This window comes from Pseudomonas sp. 5Vm1k, assembly GCF_056161485.1.
Genome location: NZ_JBSPCZ010000029.1, coordinates 1 through 16,913 on the forward strand (window position 1 = coordinate 1; position 16,913 = coordinate 16,913).

General features: G+C 60.5%; 13 protein-coding genes and 1 pseudogene. 4 read left to right on the top strand and 10 right to left on the bottom strand.

All coding sequences use genetic code 11. The features are described 5' to 3' along the window. From ACWIKB_RS31620 to hutC, 3 genes are all read right to left on the bottom strand, one after another. Nucleotides 1–156, bottom strand: a 156-nt coding sequence (locus ACWIKB_RS31620; protein ID WP_475271410.1) for a hypothetical protein, incomplete at its 3' end; no start/stop codon positions are given. A 492-nt stretch (nt 157–648) separates the two neighbouring features. Further along, complete coding sequence (locus ACWIKB_RS31625; RefSeq protein ID WP_475271371.1) at nt 649–1,218, bottom strand: HutD/Ves family protein; 570 nt, start codon at nt 1,216–1,218, stop codon at nt 649–651. Next, a complete protein-coding gene (hutC, locus tag ACWIKB_RS31630; protein WP_201192620.1) occupies nt 1,215–1,925 on the bottom strand; it encodes a histidine utilization repressor in 711 nt (236 codons plus the stop codon). Before hutC ends, ACWIKB_RS31625 begins: the two co-directional genes overlap by 4 nt. Before the next feature lie 146 nt (nt 1,926–2,071). Between hutC and ACWIKB_RS31635 the strand changes: the two genes are divergently transcribed. Beyond that, nucleotides 2,072–3,436: a formimidoylglutamate deiminase gene (locus ACWIKB_RS31635; RefSeq protein ID WP_475271372.1), complete on the top strand. Its 1,365-nt coding sequence runs from the start codon at nt 2,072–2,074 to the stop codon at nt 3,434–3,436. A gap of 120 nt (nt 3,437–3,556) precedes the next feature. Here the strand turns inward: ACWIKB_RS31635 and ACWIKB_RS31640 are convergent, their stop codons facing one another. Both ACWIKB_RS31640 and ACWIKB_RS31645 read right to left on the bottom strand, forming a co-directional pair. Beyond that, on the bottom strand, nt 3,557–4,126 hold the full coding sequence (locus ACWIKB_RS31640; RefSeq protein ID WP_475271373.1) for a lipocalin family protein: 570 nt from the start codon (nt 4,124–4,126) through the stop codon (nt 3,557–3,559). A gap of 31 nt (nt 4,127–4,157) precedes the next feature. Then, a complete protein-coding gene (locus ACWIKB_RS31645) occupies nt 4,158–4,412 on the bottom strand; it encodes a hypothetical protein (RefSeq protein ID WP_054054697.1) in 255 nt (84 codons plus the stop codon). Nucleotides 4,413–4,706: 294 nt separating this feature from the next. On the opposite strand from ACWIKB_RS31645, the pseudogene ACWIKB_RS31650 reads away from it, so the two are divergent. Both ACWIKB_RS31650 and ACWIKB_RS31655 read left to right on the top strand, forming a co-directional pair. Continuing rightward, nucleotides 4,707–5,729, top strand: a pseudogene (locus ACWIKB_RS31650) (HAMP domain-containing protein); the annotation flags it as partial. A 93-nt stretch (nt 5,730–5,822) separates the two neighbouring features. Beyond that, nucleotides 5,823–6,587, top strand: a complete 765-nt coding sequence (locus ACWIKB_RS31655; RefSeq protein WP_413786163.1) for a methyl-accepting chemotaxis protein — start codon at nt 5,823–5,825, stop codon at nt 6,585–6,587. Between the two features lie 118 nt (nt 6,588–6,705). Here ACWIKB_RS31655 and ACWIKB_RS31660 read toward each other — a convergent pair whose 3' ends face one another. The 5 genes from ACWIKB_RS31660 to ACWIKB_RS31680 all read right to left on the bottom strand — a co-directional run bounded on the left by ACWIKB_RS31660 (nt 6,706) and on the right by ACWIKB_RS31680 (nt 16,208). Further along, on the bottom strand, nt 6,706–7,308 hold the full coding sequence (locus tag ACWIKB_RS31660; RefSeq protein ID WP_475271374.1) for a DUF924 family protein: 603 nt from the start codon (nt 7,306–7,308) through the stop codon (nt 6,706–6,708). A gap of 4 nt (nt 7,309–7,312) precedes the next feature. Next, nucleotides 7,313–8,323 (bottom strand): class 1 fructose-bisphosphatase, encoded by a 1,011-nt coding sequence (locus ACWIKB_RS31665; RefSeq protein WP_090176717.1) that lies wholly within the window; start codon nt 8,321–8,323, stop codon nt 7,313–7,315. Nucleotides 8,324–8,600: 277 nt separating this feature from the next. Then, nucleotides 8,601–9,974 carry a DUF3999 domain-containing protein gene (locus tag ACWIKB_RS31670; RefSeq protein ID WP_475271375.1) on the bottom strand — a complete coding sequence of 458 codons (1,374 nt, stop codon included), beginning with the start codon at nt 9,972–9,974 and terminating at the stop codon, nt 8,601–8,603. Continuing rightward, nucleotides 9,971–13,573: a DUF2339 domain-containing protein gene (locus tag ACWIKB_RS31675; protein ID WP_475271376.1), complete on the bottom strand. Its 3,603-nt coding sequence runs from the start codon at nt 13,571–13,573 to the stop codon at nt 9,971–9,973. The genes ACWIKB_RS31670 and ACWIKB_RS31675 overlap by 4 nt, the downstream gene beginning before the upstream one ends. A 184-nt stretch (nt 13,574–13,757) precedes the next feature. Further along, nucleotides 13,758–16,208 carry a glycogen/starch/alpha-glucan phosphorylase gene (locus tag ACWIKB_RS31680; RefSeq protein ID WP_475271377.1) on the bottom strand — a complete coding sequence of 817 codons (2,451 nt, stop codon included), beginning with the start codon at nt 16,206–16,208 and terminating at the stop codon, nt 13,758–13,760. 260 nt (nt 16,209–16,468) lie between these two features. Here ACWIKB_RS31680 and ACWIKB_RS31685 point away from each other — a divergent pair, with 260 nt between their 5' ends. After that, nucleotides 16,469–16,909 (top strand): YkgJ family cysteine cluster protein, encoded by a 441-nt coding sequence (locus ACWIKB_RS31685; RefSeq protein WP_131061316.1) that lies wholly within the window; start codon nt 16,469–16,471, stop codon nt 16,907–16,909. Nucleotides 16,910–16,913: the final 4 nt, after the last annotated feature.

A 16,913-nucleotide genomic window follows, 5' to 3' on the forward strand; every position in this document is an offset into this window, starting at 1 on the left:
TTCTTTAGGGTTCTCGGCGACTTCCGGGTCGAGGTTGTTCATCAACATGCGCAGCGGCGCTTCGGTCAGCCAGCTCTTGGCGGTCAGCTTGTTACCGCGGGCGGCACGGATTTCAACGTCACGAAACTTAGTAGGTTTCTGGGTATTGTCAGTCACGAAAAAGACTCCTCAGCGATCAATTCAAACCAACCCTGGCAGTGGGCAAGCCAGCCTGTGCGCGTCGTTGCGCCACAAGCGAATCAGTGGACGCTGCGAGGAGTCTCGGTCGACTCATACGCATACGTCTTTACTTGTACATACAAGCATATGCAATCAAGCGGCCAACTTATTGGATAGGCATTCAAGAAAACTTCTTGGCAGAGCTGGAGCGCTTGTAGATCAAGGGTTTTGGTGGAGATGAAATTTTTCGGGGGGATTTTTGCGCGAGGGTGACGGCTGTTACTTGAGCGGGGTTTTGCGCCACGCTGGGGCGTTCGGTAACAAAGTGGTGCGCTTTGGGGAACAGGAGGAGACCGCTTTTTGTGGCGAGGGGGCTTGCCCCCGTTCGGCTGCGCAGCAGCCGCAAAATTTGATGCGAACATCGGGGGGCGGCTTCGCCACCCAACGGGGGCAAGCCCCCTCGCCACAGAGATTTTCTAAACAGTTGAATCAGCGTGCGATCAGCTCGATCACACAGCACGGGCCGTTACTGGAGACTTCCAGCAGGCCAGCATTACCGTCAAGTTGCAGGCAATCATGGCGACCCAGTTGTGCGTCGCTGTTACCGACCTTCACTTCCAGCGCCTCGGTGACACTGAATACCAACACAGTCCCGGCCGAACTGAAAAACCGCTGCTTACCGTCCAGCCACTGCAACCGCGCGCTGTAACGCTGCGGCGCATAGATTAGGTTGAAATCGCGAATCGGCCCGCCGAGCAAAGTGCACGAGACCTGGCTCTCCCCGCTGAAGGCAAATGGGTCCAGCGGTAACAGTGGCCGCGTGTCCTGGCCATCGACACGCAAGGTCATACCGTCGCCCTGCAGCACGGTGATCACGCGCTCATAACCGGCGAATGTCGAGAAACCGCCCGACTCACCAATATCAGCAATCGACAGGCGCCAGCCAAAACCATCGAGGCCAGTGCCCGCATCGCGGGTGATTTCTTCAGTGCTGCCGCCGCCGTTTTTCCATGGCATGCGCGGGTAATCAACTGCACGTAACAACTTCACTTGATTCATTTATGAAACCGACCTTCCAGACGATGACGGGAACCGGGGTGGATCAAACGGGCGGCGGTCACTGGCTGACGGCCGGACCAGGTGCGGCGACGGATCAGCAGGCACGGCTCGCCTTTTTCAATCTGCAGCAATTTGCACTCGCTGGCCTCGGCCAGAATCGCCTCGACCACGTGCTCGCCTTCAGTCAGCGGCGCGACCTGGTTCAGGTAGGCGTAAGGCGTTTGCAAGGTGAAGTCTTGCTTGAGATATTCCGGGGCCACCAGCGCGTTGACGAAACGGTCTTCGATTTGCACCGGAATGTCGTTTTCGAAATGCACGATCAGCGAGTGGAACACCTTCTGGCCTTCGCGCATGTCCAGGGCCAGGGCGCGCTCGGAACCGGCGGCCTCTTCTTCAAGGGTGATGACCTTGCAGGTGTGGCGATGACCGCGCGAGGCGATTTCGTCGGCGATGTTGTGCACTTCAAACAGTGCGGACTGGCTTTTCGGCTCGGCGACAAAGGTGCCGACGCCTTGCATGCGCACCAGCAGACCGTCGGCGGTCATCTCGCGCAGCGCGCGGTTGATGGTCATGCGGCTGAAACCCAGTTGATTGACCAGCTCGCTTTCCGACGGAACGCGGTAGTGCGGCGGCCAGTTCCCACTGTCGATTTGCTGGGTGATCATCTGTTTGACGCGGGCGTACAAGGGCGCCGGACTGTCGCCCATGTTCGCGGCCAACGGTGACACTGCAGGCGGAGTCGGCACGGTTAATCCTTGATCGTCTGTTAGAGGTTGCTAGCTTGCCGGAGTTTACCGAGCAGGCAAACGTCTGTATATGTATATACAAATAACACACGATGGGGTGCTGAACCATGTCCGCCTTCTTTGCCGAACGCGCGCTGCTGCCTAGTGGATGGGCCAACAATGTACGTCTTGAGGTCAGCGCCGACGGCGTCTTGACCCATATCCAGGCCGATTCCCACGCAGATGGCGCCGAACGGCTAAGCGGTCCGCTGCTGCCGGGCATGCCGAATCTGCACTCCCACGCCTTCCAGCGAGCCATGGCCGGGCTGGCGGAAGTGGCGGGCAATCCGAACGATAGTTTCTGGACCTGGCGCGATTTGATGTATCGCCTCGTCGGAAAAATCAGCCCGGACCAGCTCGGCGTCATCGCCCGGCAGCTGTACATTGAAATGCTCAAGGCCGGTTATACCTCGGTCGCGGAATTTCATTACGTGCACCACGACACCAACGGCCAGCCCTACGCTGATCCAGCCGAACTGGCCTTGCGCATTAGCCAGGCCGCCAGCTCTGCCGGTATCGGTTTGACTTTGCTGCCAGTGCTCTACAGCCATTCCGGTTTCGGCGGCCAAACCCCGAACGACGGTCAGCGGCGCTTTATCAACAGCACCGAAAACTACCTCAAGCTTCAGTCGCGTTTGCAACCGATCCTGGCGCAGCAACCGGCGCAGTCGCTGGGACTGTGTTTCCACTCGTTGCGCGCGGTCACCCCGCAGCAGATCAGCGAAGTGCTGGCCGCCAGCGACAAGCAATGCCCGGTGCACATTCACATCGCCGAACAGCAGAAGGAAGTCGACGACTGCCTGAGCTGGAGCGGCCGTCGCCCGCTGCAATGGCTGTACGAAAATACTGAAGTCGATCAGCGCTGGTGCCTGGTCCACGCGACCCACGCCAACGCGGAAGAAGTCACGCTGATGGCCAAGAGTCGCGCCATCGCCGGCCTGTGCCTGACCACCGAAGCCAACCTCGGCGACGGGATTTTCCCGGCGGTGGACTTTCTCGCCCAAGGCGGGCGCATGGGCATCGGTTCCGACAGCCATGTGTCATTGAGTGTGGTGGAAGAATTGCGGTGGCTGGAATACGGCCAGCGGCTGCGTGATCAACGGCGTAATCGCTTGTATGGCGCAGAGCAGCCGATGGTTGGCCGCACGCTGTACGACGCCGCATTGGATGGCGGCGCTCAGGCGCTGGGTCAGCCGATTGGCGCATTGGAAGTCGGCAAGCGTGCGGATTGGTTGGTGCTGGACGGTAATGATCCGTACCTGGCGACCGCCAGTGGTGACGGGATTTTGAATCGCTGGCTGTTCGCTGGTGGTGATCGCCAGGTGCGCGATGTGCTGGTTAATGGCCAGTGGGTTGTGCGTGACGGGCGTCATGCCGGTGAAGAAGAGAGCAACCGGGCGTTCACCCAAGTCCTGCGCGATCTGTTGGGCTAACGTAAAACAAAATGTGGGAGCGGGCTTGCTCGCGAAGGCGTCGTGTCAGTCAACATCAATGTTGAATGAACAACGGCTTTCGCGAGCAAGCCCGCTCCCACATGGGGCCTTCGGTGACTATTAGTTCGAGGTCTTGGCCATCTTCGTATCCGTCGCACGCCAGATCAGTCGCGTAGTGTCGTAACCCTGCTGACGCGCCTTGCTCAGCAGTTCTTCACGCACCACACCGTTGACCGTCGGGGTCCGGGACAGCAGCCACAGATACTTGCGGCTCGGGTCGCCAACAATGGCGGTTTTGTAGTCGTCGCTGACGTACAGCACCCAGTACTCACCCTTCGCCACACCCGGAATCAGCCGCGAAAACCACGTATCGAACTCGACCCATAGCTTGTCGGTCTTGCCCGGCACTTGCGGATAAGCCGTGCCCTTGGCCTCTTCCCATTGCCAGTCCGGCGTCAGGCAGCGGTTGAGCACCGCGACGTTACCGTCCGGCAACAGGGTGTAATGCGCTTCGGATTGCGCGCAGTTGCGCTGGAAATACATCGGCAGGCGGGCCAACTCGTACCAGGTGCCCTGGTAACGCTTGAGGTTAACGCTGTTGGCTGTCTTGGGTGCTAACGGATCTACGCCAGAAGAGGCGCAGCCAGCCAATACCAGGCCAGCGAAAAGAACTATCAATAACCGCTTCATTGTTTTTCTCCCGTGGGCGCATCGCCCCGGTTTACTTCAGGCCTTGGCCGGAAAACATCAGCACTTTGTCACCGGCATACTGCACGCTGATAAAGCTGTTTTTGTCGCCCCAGGTGCAACTGGACATGCCAAGCGCGCCCGAACAATCGGCGGGTTTACCCAGCAAGGTTTCAACCTCGGCCTTGGCCATGCCGGCCGACAGCTTGGAATAATTCTCCTGATTGACCTTGCTGCATGCGACCAACAACACGCAGAACGAGAGCAAGGCGATAGATCGCAGCGACATGGTGTAGCTCCTGGAGCGAAGGGGGATTGGCAGGTGCCAAGCTGAAGCTTAGAAGAGAAAACCCCTATCTGGTTCCCCGACCGCCCGGCTATTTATTGATCCGCTCGTCTGGCTTTTGCCGATAAATCAGCCACTTTCTCGTGCTATTCGGCATTTCGTCGGTTTTTATAGAAAGTCGCCTAATCTTTGGCGTTGGGCAGTCGACATAACAGCAGTGTTAAGTCTGCCAGTGTGGCAAATTGACGCCCCCTGTTGACCCGTCCCTCCGCGGTAGCTCATTTAATGACCAGAAACATGAAGTTCAGCCACAAGATCTTGTTGGCTGCAGCCCTCGTAGTGGCCGTTGCATTCGCTTGCTTCATCCTCTTCAACGACTACCGCCAGCGCCAGACTCTGCGCAGCAGTACTGAATCTTCGATGCAGGAACTCGGCAGCCTGACCACCAGCAACATCCAGACCTGGCTGGAAAGCCGCATTCAGTTGCTGCAATCGCTGTCCCAGCAGATCGCCGTGGACGGTAGCGCTCCGGCCAGCCTGAAACGCGCCATCGACCTGCCGGCCTACACTGGCAATTTCCAGTTGAGCTACTTCGGCAGCACCGAAGGCGTGATGACCTCGATTCCGGCGGGCAGCCGCGCCGCCGACTACGACCCGCGAGCCCGTGGCTGGTACAAGGCCGCCGATAACGCGCGGCAAACCATCGTCACCGAACCGTACATTGCCGCTTCGTCCGGCAAACTGGTGATCACCGTCGCCACACCCGTGCAGCATGAGAACAAGATGATCGGCGTCGCCGGTGCGGACATCGACCTGTCCAGCGTCAGCGCGATCATCAACTCGCTGAACTTCGGTGGTCACGGCCATGCGTTTATCGTCAGCGCCGACGGCAAGATCCTGATCCACCCGGACAGCAAACTGGTGCTCAAGACCCTGGCCGAGGCCTACCCGAACGGCGCGCCAAGAGTCAGCCCGGGCCTGAAAGAAGTCGAGCTCGACGGCAAGTCCCAGTTCATCTCCTTCACCCACGTCAACGGCGTGCCGTCGGCAGACTGGTACGTGGCGCTGGTGCTGGATCAGGACACCGCGTTCGCGATGCTTAGCGAATTCCGCACCTCGGCCATCATTGCCATGGTCATCGCCGTGGTGATCATCATCGCGCTGCTGGGCATGTTGATCAGCTTCCTGATGCAACCGCTGCTGACCATGGGCCGCGCCATGCACGACATCGCCGAAGGCGAAGGTGATTTGACCAAGCGCCTGACCATCCACGGCCAGGATGAGTTCGGCGCGCTGGGCACGTCGTTCAACCGCTTTGTGGAACGTATCCACACCTCGATCCGCGAAGTGGCCTCGGCCACCGGCCAGGTCAACGAAGTGGCATTGCGTGTGGTCGCGGCCTCGAATTCGTCGATGTACAACTCCGACCAGCAATCCTCGCGCACCAGCAGCGTAGCTGCCGCGATCAACGAACTGGGCGCCGCCGCCCAGGAAATCGCCCAGAACGCCGCCCTCGCCTCCCAGCATTCGAGCGATGCCCGCGCGCTGGCCGAGGACGGTCAACAAGTGGTGGATAAAACCATCGCGGCCATGCAGCAGCTGTCGGCGAAGATCAGCGATTCTTGCGGCAACATCGAAACGCTCAACAGCAACACGGTGAACATCGGGCAGATTCTGGAAGTGATCACCAGCATCTCCCAGCAGACCAACTTGCTGGCGCTCAACGCTGCCATCGAAGCGGCGCGTGCCGGTGAAGCCGGGCGCGGTTTTGCCGTGGTTGCCGACGAAGTGCGCAACCTCGCCCATCGCACCCAGGATTCGGCGCAGCAAGTGCAGAAGATGATCGAGGAGCTGCAAGTCGGCGCCCGGGAAGCCGTAAGCACCATGACCGACAGCCAGCGTCAGAGCGAAAGCAGCGTCGGCATCGCCAACCAGGCCGGCGAACGCCTGGGCAGCGTGACTCAGCGTATCGGCGAGATCGACGGTATGAACCAATCCGTGGCCACCGCCACCGAAGAACAGACCGCCGTGGTGGAGTCGATCAACGTTGACATCACCGAGATCAACACGCTGAACCAGGAAGGCGTGGAGAACTTGCAGGCGACGTTGCGCGCGTGTTCAGACCTTGAGCAGCAGGCGGCGCGGTTGAAGCAGTTGGTGGGTAGTTTCAGGATTTAAGCCGCTTTTGCGGGCCCCTTCGCGGGCAAGCCTCGCTCCCACATTGGATTTGTGATCGACGCAAATCCCCTGTGAGAGCGGGCTTGCTCGCGAAGACGGCATCCGCAACAACGAAAATTCAGAACCTTGATCCCGGCCCCGAAAGAAACTCAATTTCCTCCGCCGTAGATTCCCTTCCCAACACCCCATTGCGATGGGGAAACCGTCCAAACCGCGCAATGATTTTCTGATGCCGCTCGGCATAGTCCAGGTTATCGGCAAACACTACCCGATCCGCTTCCGGCTGCTCATCAACCAGCGCGATAAACCGTGAAACCGCCTCGTTTTGCACCGCCAGATTCTCGCAATGCTCAAACACCAAGTAGATGAACACCCGCTGGATCGGCCGCAATTGCCGATCGAAATCCGCAGCAATGCCTTGCGCCACCAGGGCTTGAGCCCGTAGATCACCAGAGAACGATTTGGGGGTATCGCGATAGATCATGCGCGGGAGTTGATCGAGCAACAGCACCAGAGCCAGCCAACCTTCGGGGCGTTGCGCCCAGTCGGTCAATCCGCCGGCCAGTGCCTGCTCAACCCAGTCCCCGAAACGCGTCTGCGCTTCGAGGTCCTGGCTGTCGCGCTTGCCGAACCATAACTTTTCCTTGTCAGCCGCTACGTCGTTGGGGGCTTCGGCTGATCCGAACCACCATTCGAGCAACGGCTGCCAGGGCGCGGTCATGGGTTTATTCCTTGTGGTAAGCCGTGACGCGTGCGACTTCTTCTTTCGAGCCCAGGAACACCGCTACGCGCTGGTGCAGACCATCTGGCTTGATGTCGAGAATGCGCTGGTGACCATCGGTGGACGCGCCGCCGGCCTGTTCGACCAGGAACGACATCGGGTTGGCTTCGTACATCAAGCGCAGTTTGCCCGGCTTCGATGGCTCGCGGCTGTCGCGTGGGTACATGAACAGACCGCCACGGGTCAGGATGCGGTGCACATCGGCGACCATCGCGGCGACCCAGCGCATGTTGTAGTTCTTTTTCAGAGGACCTTCATCGCCAGCCAGCAATTCGCTGACGTAGCGTTGTACCGGCGCTTCCCAGTGACGCTGGTTGGACGAGTTGATCGCGAACTCCTGAGTGGATTCCGGGATCGTGATGTCTTCGTGGGTCAGTACGAAGCTGCCCATTTCACGGTCCAGGGTGAAGCCTTTGACGCCATTGCCCAGGGTCAGCACCAGCATGGTCTGTGGACCGTAAATCGCATAACCGGCGGCAACCTGCTGAGTGCCTGGCTGCAGGAAGGCCTTTTCGTTCAAAGGCTCGTTCTGGGTCAGGTATTCGTTCGGGCAACGCAGCACCGAGAAGATCGTACCGACCGGCGCGTTGATGTCGATGTTCGACGAACCGTCCAGTGGGTCGAATACCAGCAGGTACGCACCTTTCGGGTATTTGCCCGGGATCTGGTAGGCATTGTCCATTTCTTCGGATGCCATGCCGGCCAGGTGACCGCCCCATTCGTTGGCTTCGAGCAGGATGTCGTTGGACATCACATCAAGCTTCTTCTGCACTTCGCCTTGGACGTTTTCAGTGCCCATGCTGCCCAGAACACCACCCAGGGCGCCCTTGGAGACGGCGTGGCTGATTTCTTTACAGGCGCGCGCCACCACTTCGATCAGGAAACGCAGATCGGCAGGGGTGTTGTTGCTACGGGTCTGCTCAATCAAATAGCGACTCAGGGTAACGCGGGACATGGAAGGCTCCGGTGGAATGGGGGGGCTAAAAACCCGCGCAGTTTAACGCGAGTTGTGGCGCATTTCCTCCTATCAGACGTGATACGCCCAATAGAGTTCATGTGCGGGGTTTAGCGTAGTTCGAATCGGGGCGGATGTGGTTTGGGGATCGACGGCAAAATTTAACATTTTCGCCGACCGATAAGCCGTCTTCGCGGGCAAGCCTCGCTCCTGCAGAAGAGCGCGGTCCCTGTAGGAGCGAGGCTTGCCCGCGAATGGCGCGCAGCGCCAGCCATTCTCAGGGTTTGACCGGTGGCTTGCGCAACAGACTGACCGCCATCACCGCCAGAAACAGCACACTCAGTAACAACACGGCCCACAACCCGAACTTCTTCCAGTTGGTATCAGCCGTCGCAGCAGCCACCGCCGTCGGCGCCTGAGTCACCGCTGCCCCGCTATCAACCGTAGCCTTGCCCAAAGTCGAAAACTTCGCCGGGCTGTAGTCCGGGATCAACGTCGACAACGGCAAATTAGCCGTCTTCACCGTCGCACTGCCCAGCGCCAGCGTGTACGGCCCGGCGCCACGCGCCAGGAACACTACCTGCGTCGAGCGCACGGCAAATTTCACGGTCGGCGCTTCAGCGCCCAGGCCACCGCCCCGCTCGTCCACCGTCAGCTTCAACTGCTGCACGGTTTGCCCCGACAACTGCAATTCGTTCTGCACCACGTCCTGGCCGTTCTGGGTCAGGCGATAGAGCAAACCGCCACTCAGCGGCTGCCACGGCAAACTGCTTTCGCGCCGACCGGAGAGGGTTACCGGCGCCAGACTGTTGGGTTGGTTCAACTCCACCTGCACCCGCTCGACATTCAGCCCCATCGGCAATTGCCAGGTGTATTCACCGTCCTTCAGGCGGGTACCGGCCAACGGTTGCGACCAGACCAACGGCAGCGGAAGGCTACGAGTGCTGGCGCTTTCCAGTTGCGCCGAGGTCAGCGTCGGCGCCGATTGCGGTGTGTTCCACAGCAAACGCAGATAGCGCGCCGATTGCCCCGGCAGGCCAACTTCATGTTGCTCGACCCGCTCGTCGGCAAACGACAAACGCGCCACCTGCCCTTCGCCCCATGACTGCCAATGCTGCAAGTCATCGCTGGCTTCGATGCTGAAACGCTGGAAACCGTCGCGCTCGCTGGTCCAGTCGAGGATCAACTGCTGCAACGGCGCCTTGATAGCGCTGGCGTCGAGCAACCAGCCACGCAGCACTTCTTCCCCAGCCTCCAGTTGAGTGGATGGCTGCACTTGCACCAATGTGCCGTTGGCGCTCGATTGCACCCGCACACTCGGCGCGCGTTCGGTGGCGTCCGCCGAGTTGTACAGCGGGAACCATTTCACGTCAGTCGTGGTGCGGTTCTCGGCGGACTGCGCGGTTTCCCGGGCCAAGGCATAGGCTTGCGCCTCACCGGCGGCGTTGAACACCCGCACGTCGCTCAGATCAGTCTGCCGCGCGTTCAGTTGCACGCTTAGTGGCAGCTCGAGTCGGTACCACGGACCTTCGCCGCTCACGGACAACGGCACCTGAGTGCTGAAGTCCGAAGGTTTCTCCTGGGCGCTGGCCGACAGCGCCACGCCCAGCGCAACAGCGCCCAACCAACCCAGGTTCAGCTTCTGACTCAAGACGACACTCCTTCGGTTTCCGGGGCCGGTTTTTCAGCATCCGGCGCAGCTTCGGCGCGCTTGGGCGGTAGCGGAGCGAAATAGCCCACCACCAGCAGCAACACGCCAACGCCGATAAACGAGACGATCCGGGCGAGTCCGCCACGGTTACTCAATTCAATGAAGAACAGTTTGGCCACCACCACGCCAATCAGCGCGGCGCCGATCAGCCAGACTTCACGGCGATGGCGCAAATGGCCACCGATCATCAAGCCCAGCGCCATCAAGGTCCAGACGATCGACAGACCGGCCTGCACTTGCATCGACGGGAGCAACAGATCCAGCTCGAACGGTACGCCGCCCCAATGGTGAGCCGTGCGTGTGACCACCGCGGAGAAGAACACGAACAACGAAGCGCCAGCGATCAATTGCGTAGCGTGCTCGGCGTAAAACTTCGGCAGCGCAAATTGCGTCACCGCGCTACGCGACCAGACGTAAACGCCGAACAGCGCAAACAACAGGCCCAGTTCCAGCGGGTTGATCAGCGGCACGTAAGGCAGCGGCTCGGCGGTGCCGTCGCTGACACCGTTCGCCAACCAGAACCAGCCGAGCATCAGCAATGCCAGCGGCGCCGCTGCGTAGACGCGGTATTCCCGGGCATACGCCGACACCGGCCACGGCCAGTTGCGCGGCGCGGCGGCCAACACCAGATACAGGCTCGGCAGAATCGCCCAGCCCAACCAGCGCCAGGCGTTGTACTGCTCGGACAACAGCAGCAAGCCGTAACGCAACTCCAGGGCCAGCACACCGATCAACAGCCAGCAGCCGAGCACATGGGCGGTACTGAGGACACGTGCCGGCAACATCGGCGCCAAGCGCCGCAGGGAAATGAAGTGCACGACGAACACCGCCGCCCACACCAGCCAGCCAAAGTTGGCTGCAGGGTGATAACGCGACTGCCACGCGGCAACCAACACCAGCCCCGCGGCCGGAATCAGCAAGGTGCAGAGCAAGCCCAGCGCCGACCATTTCAATCGCAGCGACAACAGCGTCCACAGCGCCACACTCAGCGCCGCGACGGCCAACAGCAATGTCCCTTGCAGATCCACAGGAGCAAATCGCAGTACTTCGCTGACCCACGCCAATGCCCACCAACCCACGCCCCACACCAGCAGCAGTTCGGACAAACGATTCAGGCTCAACGCATCGAACGCCGAAGCGTGATTGCCCAGCTGCAATCGCCAGGCGCCGATGAACGCGGCCAGGCCTAGCACCAGTGGCGTCCAGAAACCGCTGTGGGCCAGCGGTCGCAAACCTTCACTGACCAACGGGCCCAGCAGGTCCGGCACGGCAAACAGAAACTGCGCACCGCCAATCACCTGCAACAACAGACCGAAGACAAAACTCACCGGCTGTTTCAGATACAGACTCAACCAGATGATGAACAAACCGCTGCCGGCCCACACCGCACTCGCGGTTTGCCATGGCAGCACGAACAACACCGCAAGGTTGATCAGCGCCAGACCGGCCAGCAAGATCACCGACAAGCCACGCAGCAATCGCGCGTCGTTGCGCACCATGTCATCACGGGCCGCGAGCAACATGCCGGCGATCAACGCCAGGCCAATCAGCGAGGCACTGAGCAACCCGCTCCATCCGGCGTTGAACACCGCTGCGGAACCGGCGCTTGCCCCTTTCAGGCGTATCAGGAACAACGCGCCACCCAGCAACTGCACGGCAAACGCGGTGAACAGGAACGCGCGTGATTGCAGGCGCAGACCAACGAACAGCGTCGCCAACCCGGCCAATGCCCAACTGATCGCCGTGCCGTGGGTCAGGAAGAACAACGGCGCCAATAGATAAAGGAAGGTCAGGCCGAGGCACGCCAACACCGGCAGGCCCTGGCGTTCCCACGCCGACGTCTGCTCCGGCAAGACTTTGCGCAATTGATAGAAGCTGAACAGCAACGCCACGCCGAGCATCAACGCGCCCAGCCATGAACCGTCCAGCAGGCTGCTTTCGCCGGGCTGCAATTTGCTCAGAAACGCCAGCGCCGAGCCCAGTTGCAGCAGCAAGGCAAAGGCGCGGGCGAGCGGTCGTTGCTGACGCAGGCCAAGCCAGAAAATCCCGGCGCCTTCCACCGCCCAAGCGGCAGCGGTCCAGCGCGCATCGAGACCCAGGGGGATCGCCAGGCTGGTAAAGATCACGCCGAGGGCCAGGCATGTTTCCGCCAGCAACAACGCGCGACCGCCCATCAGCAACCGCGCCAGCCCCATGTAGATCATGCCCAACGCCAACGCGCTGAAGGCGGCGGCGAATTCCAGATGCTGGACCAGTGCGAACTGCAAACCGAAACCCACCAGCGGCGGCCCGAACAGCATTGTGCCGTCGACGTAATCGCCCTTGCGCGCCGACCAGTGCAGCAGTGCCTGGCGACTGTCGTCCGCCGGTGCATCGGTCATCTCCAACAACTTGCGCCGGGTAAACAACAGACCGATGCCCAGGTACATCAGGAAGAACAGAATCAGGAACGGTTCGGTGCTCCACAGCAACTCCGGCGCGTAAGAGCGCAGGCCCCAGGCGAAACCGATGCCGAAGGTGCCGACAAAGCCGATCAGGTTAAGCGGTCGCCAGGCCTTGAACCAGGCAATCGCAAGGATGCCGGTATTGAGCAGCGCGAAGTAGCTGAACAGCGCGACGTGGTTGCCGGCGCCCGTCGAGGTCAGGATCGGCGCGGCGAAGCCGCCCAGTGCGGCGGCGCAGGCCAGGGCCAGGGAATCCTGGGTGATTGCCAGAATTGCTGAAAACACCGTTACCGCCACCAGCAAACCCAAGGCCGCCGTCGGGTCGAGTAGCGGGTGCAAGCGCATCGCGGCGAACACTGTCAGGTACAACACGGCGATCCCGGTGCCTTGCAACATCAACGCATATTGGTTATTGCGATGGCGCAGCCACCAGCCCAAACCGAGCAAGCCCAAGGCGCTGGCGGCGACCCCGGCGTAACGCATCTCGATCGGCACCACCATGCCTTCGGTGGCGTAGCGCAACAGGAACGCCAGGCCAAGGAACAACAGCACCACGCCAACCCGCAGCACGGTGTTACCACCGAACAGCCAGTTGCGCGCACCGTTGATGGCGCGGTCGAAGACATTCGGTTCGCGAGGTGCGGCGGGTTGTCGTGGTTCGCGGGCGACCGGTTCCGGGGTCCAGACATCGGCGGGCAGCGGACGGCTGCTTTGCGTGGCGGCGGCGGTGATCGGTTCGAGTTCGGGCGGCAGCTCCCAGATCAGCTCCGGGGACTCGATTGTAATGTCGTCGAGGATGAATTCAGGGGAAGCAACGGGTTCGCTGACTTCAGGTTGAATGACTTCGGGTTGACTGGTCTCTGGCGCTTTAACGCCGGACACCTCCAACAACGCCAGGCGTTGCTGCACCGTATTCAACGCCACCTGTGCCTGTTCAAGCAGTCGGCGCTGCTCGGCCGATTGCGAGCTCAAGCGGCCAATGCGAAAGGCCTGGCCGATGCCCAACCCGAGCAGCGCACCCAGCAGCGCCTCGCTGAATGACTCGTCGAGTATCCAGCCCAGCACCAGGCCAATCAGCATTAAAATCCATTGCATGGTCGATATCCCTAAGCACAGAGGCCAATCCGATAGGATTAGCGCAGCCCGAACAGCAAAGATCGCAGCCTACGGCAGCTCCTACACCGACCGCGTCCCACCCATATTAGGTGAACACTGACTGTAGGAGCTGCCGAAGGCTGCGATCTTTTCGGGGCGCTAGTATATCGATCCGATCGAGAAGTTACTCCAAAGCCTTCCAGATATCCGTGGCGTACTCGCGAATCGTCCGATCCGACGAGAACCAGCCCATCCGCGACGTGTTCAACACCGCCGAACGCCACCACTCTTTCGAATCATGCCAATGCGCCTCGACGCGCATCTGTGCGTCCCAGTAGGAGTCGAAATCGGCGCAGACCAGGAAACGGTCGTAGTCGATCAGCGAATCGACCAACCCGGCGTAACGGGACGGATCATCCGGCGAGAACACCCCGCCGCGAATCGCTTGCAGTACGTCATTGAGTCGATGGGACGCGGCAATATCGGGAGCAGCGTTGAACTCATGGTTCTGCTTGCGCGCTTCAACCTGTTGCGCGCTAAGACCGAAGATAAACATGTGCTCGGCGCCGATCCGCTCGCACATTTCGACGTTGGCGCCATCGAGCGTACCGATGGTCAGCGCACCGTTAAGGCCGAACTTCATGTTACTGGTGCCCGACGCTTCGAAGCCGGCGGTGGAAATCTGCTCCGACAAATCCGCCGCCGGAATGATGCTCTCCGCCAGGCTGACGTTGTAGTTGGGCAGGAACACCACTTTGAGCAAGCCGCGCACGGTCGGGTCGTTGTTGACCACCCGGGCGATGTCGTTGGTCAACTTGATGATCAACTTGGCCTGGTGATAACTCGCCGCAGCCTTGCCGGCGAAGATCTTCACTCGCGGCACCCAGTCGATTTCCGGCTCGGCACGAATCGCCTGATACAGCGCGACGGTGTGCAACAGGTTGAGCAACTGGCGTTTGTATTCGTGGATCCGCTTGACCTGCACATCGAACATCGCCGCCGGGTTGACTGCGATGCCCAGCCGTTCATGGATCAAGTAAGCCAGGGCTTTCTTGCTGTGCAGACGCTGATCGGCGAAGGCCTTGCGGAAAGCGGTCTTCTCGGCGAAAGGCTCCAGATCGAGCAAGCGCTCTTCCGGGTTATCCAGTAAGTCCGGCCCGAGCGCATCGACCAGCATCGACGTGAGTTCGGAGTTGGCCTGGTAGAGCCAGCGGCGGAAGGTGATGCCGTTGGTCTTGTTGTTGATCCGGTCGGGGTAGAGCTTGTGCAGTTCCGAGAATACGGTTTTGCGCATCAGTTGCGTGTGCAGCCCGGATACGCCGTTGACGCTGTGGGAACCGAGGAACGCCAGGTTGCCCATGCGCACGCGACGGCCGTTGTCTTCCTCGATCAGCGACACCGCACGCAGCACGTCAAAGTCGTGGATGCCCTTGGCCCGCAGCGAGTCGATGTGCTGGGCGTTGATCAAGTAGATGATCTGCATGTGCCGCGGCAGCATCCGCTCCATCAAACCGACTGGCCAGGTTTCCAGCGCTTCCGGCAACAGCGTGTGGTTGGTGTACGAGAGGGTATCGACCGTCACCTGCCACGCGGCATCCCACGCGACGTCGTAGACGTCGACCAGTTGACGCATCAGCTCGGCCACGGCAATCGAGGGGTGGGTGTCGTTGAGCTGGATCGCCGCATGATCGCCCAGGGTCAACACCGAGGTATGCATGTTGCGATGGCGACGCAGCAAATCCTGCAGGGACGCGGCGACGAAGAAGTATTCCTGACGCAGGCGCAGTTCCTGGCCAGCTTCGGTGCTGTCCGCCGGGTACAGCACGCGGGAAATACTTTCGGCCCGGGCCACTTCGGCCACAGCGCCCAAGTGGTCACCGGCGTTGAAACGTTCCAGGTGCAAATCTTCTACGGCACGGGCACGCCACAAGCGCAGGGTGTTGACGCTCGCACCACGCCAGCCGACCACGGGGGTGTCATAGGCAATGGCCCGCACGGTTTCCGCCGGGGTCCAGACTTGCCGGGACTTGCCGGCCTCGTCAGTGACGGTTTCAACGCTGCCGCCAAAGCCGATCGGGTAAACGACCTCTGGCCGTTCGAACTCCCACGGGTTGCCGAAATCCAGCCAGTGCTCGGTCTGCTCCTGTTGCCAGCCATCAACGATGGCCTGGCGGAACAAGCCGTGTTCATAACGAATGCCGTAGCCATGGCCGGCGATGCCGAGGGTCGACATGCTCTCCATGAAGCACGCCGCCAAACGGCCGAGGCCGCCGTTGCCCAGCGCCGCATCGGGCTCCAGCAGGCGGATGCGCTCCAGGTCGACGCCGAGTTCGGTCAACGCTTCGCGGGCGACGTCGAGCAGGCCAAGGTTGCTCAGGCTGTCATAGAGCAAGCGGCCAATGAGAAATTCCAGGGAAAGGTAGTAAACCCGCTTCTGGCCTTTGCGGTAAATCTGCCGCGTGTGGTCCATCCAGTGCTCGACCATGTGGTCGCGCGCTGCCAGCGCAATAGCTTCGAACCAATCGTGGTCGAAGGCGTGATCCGGGTCTTTACCCACCGCGTAGGTGAGTTTGGTCAAGACGGCGTCGCGGAATGCGGCCACCTCTGCTTCGCGAACAAGTGGTTCTTGAGTCATCGATAGGACCTCGAGCGAGCTTTGAATTGTCTGAGCCTAGACGGTCTGACAGGCGGTATGGGCTCTGGTTCGGCAGTTTTTCCTGATAGTGCGAGATAGGTCGGCATTAGATTGTCATGTGTCTGAATCAATGCAGGGGCCGTGCCGGATTAACGGTAATTATTGGGCGATCCGGAAAAAAACTGGCGAAAGGTTGTTCAAAAATCCACCAGTCCCGGTATCATCGCGCGCCCTGATGCACACGCTGGTAACAACCGATGATGAAGTCCAACCTGATCGCCGCCGCGGAGATCGACCGCCTCGATACCTGGGCCAAATATTCTGCCCCGATGTGCGGTTCCTGCGTGTCGAGCTGCTGCACCTTGCCGGTCGAGGTCAAGATCAAGGATCTGATCCGCATCGGCATCGTCGACGAGTTCGAGCGCGGCGAACCGGCGAAGAACATCGCCAAGCGCCTGCAGAAGGAAGGGATCGTCGAGCGTTACAGCCAGAAGACCGAGATCTTCACCCTCCAGCGCATGAGCAACAACGATTGCCTGTACCTGGATCGTAAGAGCCGTCTGTGCACTATTTATGAAAAGCGCCCGGATACTTGCCGCAACCACCCGAAAATCGGACCGCGGCCGGGGTATTGCGCTTACAAGCCCAAAGAAGTGGCGCGTGAGACCAGCGAGAGCCGTCGCACCCTCGAGAAGTTTTGATCCG

Coding starts and splice junctions, on each gene's coding strand:
- ACWIKB_RS31640 (WP_475271373.1), bottom strand. CDS start 4,126: ATGAAGCGGTTATTGATAGTTCTTTTCGCTGGCCTGGTATTGGCTGGC.
- ACWIKB_RS31635 (WP_475271372.1), top strand. CDS start 2,072: ATGTCCGCCTTCTTTGCCGAACGCGCGCTGCTGCCTAGTGGATGGGCC.
- ACWIKB_RS31675 (WP_475271376.1), bottom strand. CDS start 13,573: ATGCAATGGATTTTAATGCTGATTGGCCTGGTGCTGGGCTGGATACTC.
- ACWIKB_RS31665 (WP_090176717.1), bottom strand. CDS start 8,323: ATGTCCCGCGTTACCCTGAGTCGCTATTTGATTGAGCAGACCCGTAGC.
- ACWIKB_RS31645 (WP_054054697.1), bottom strand. CDS start 4,412: ATGTCGCTGCGATCTATCGCCTTGCTCTCGTTCTGCGTGTTGTTGGTC.
- hutC (WP_201192620.1), bottom strand. CDS start 1,925: ATGGGCGACAGTCCGGCGCCCTTGTACGCCCGCGTCAAACAGATGATC.
- ACWIKB_RS31685 (WP_131061316.1), top strand. CDS start 16,469: ATGAAGTCCAACCTGATCGCCGCCGCGGAGATCGACCGCCTCGATACC.
- ACWIKB_RS31660 (WP_475271374.1), bottom strand. CDS start 7,308: ATGACCGCGCCCTGGCAGCCGTTGCTCGAATGGTGGTTCGGATCAGCC.
- ACWIKB_RS31625 (WP_475271371.1), bottom strand. CDS start 1,218: ATGAATCAAGTGAAGTTGTTACGTGCAGTTGATTACCCGCGCATGCCA.
- ACWIKB_RS31655 (WP_413786163.1), top strand. CDS start 5,823: ATGTACAACTCCGACCAGCAATCCTCGCGCACCAGCAGCGTAGCTGCC.
- ACWIKB_RS31680 (WP_475271377.1), bottom strand. CDS start 16,208: ATGACTCAAGAACCACTTGTTCGCGAAGCAGAGGTGGCCGCATTCCGC.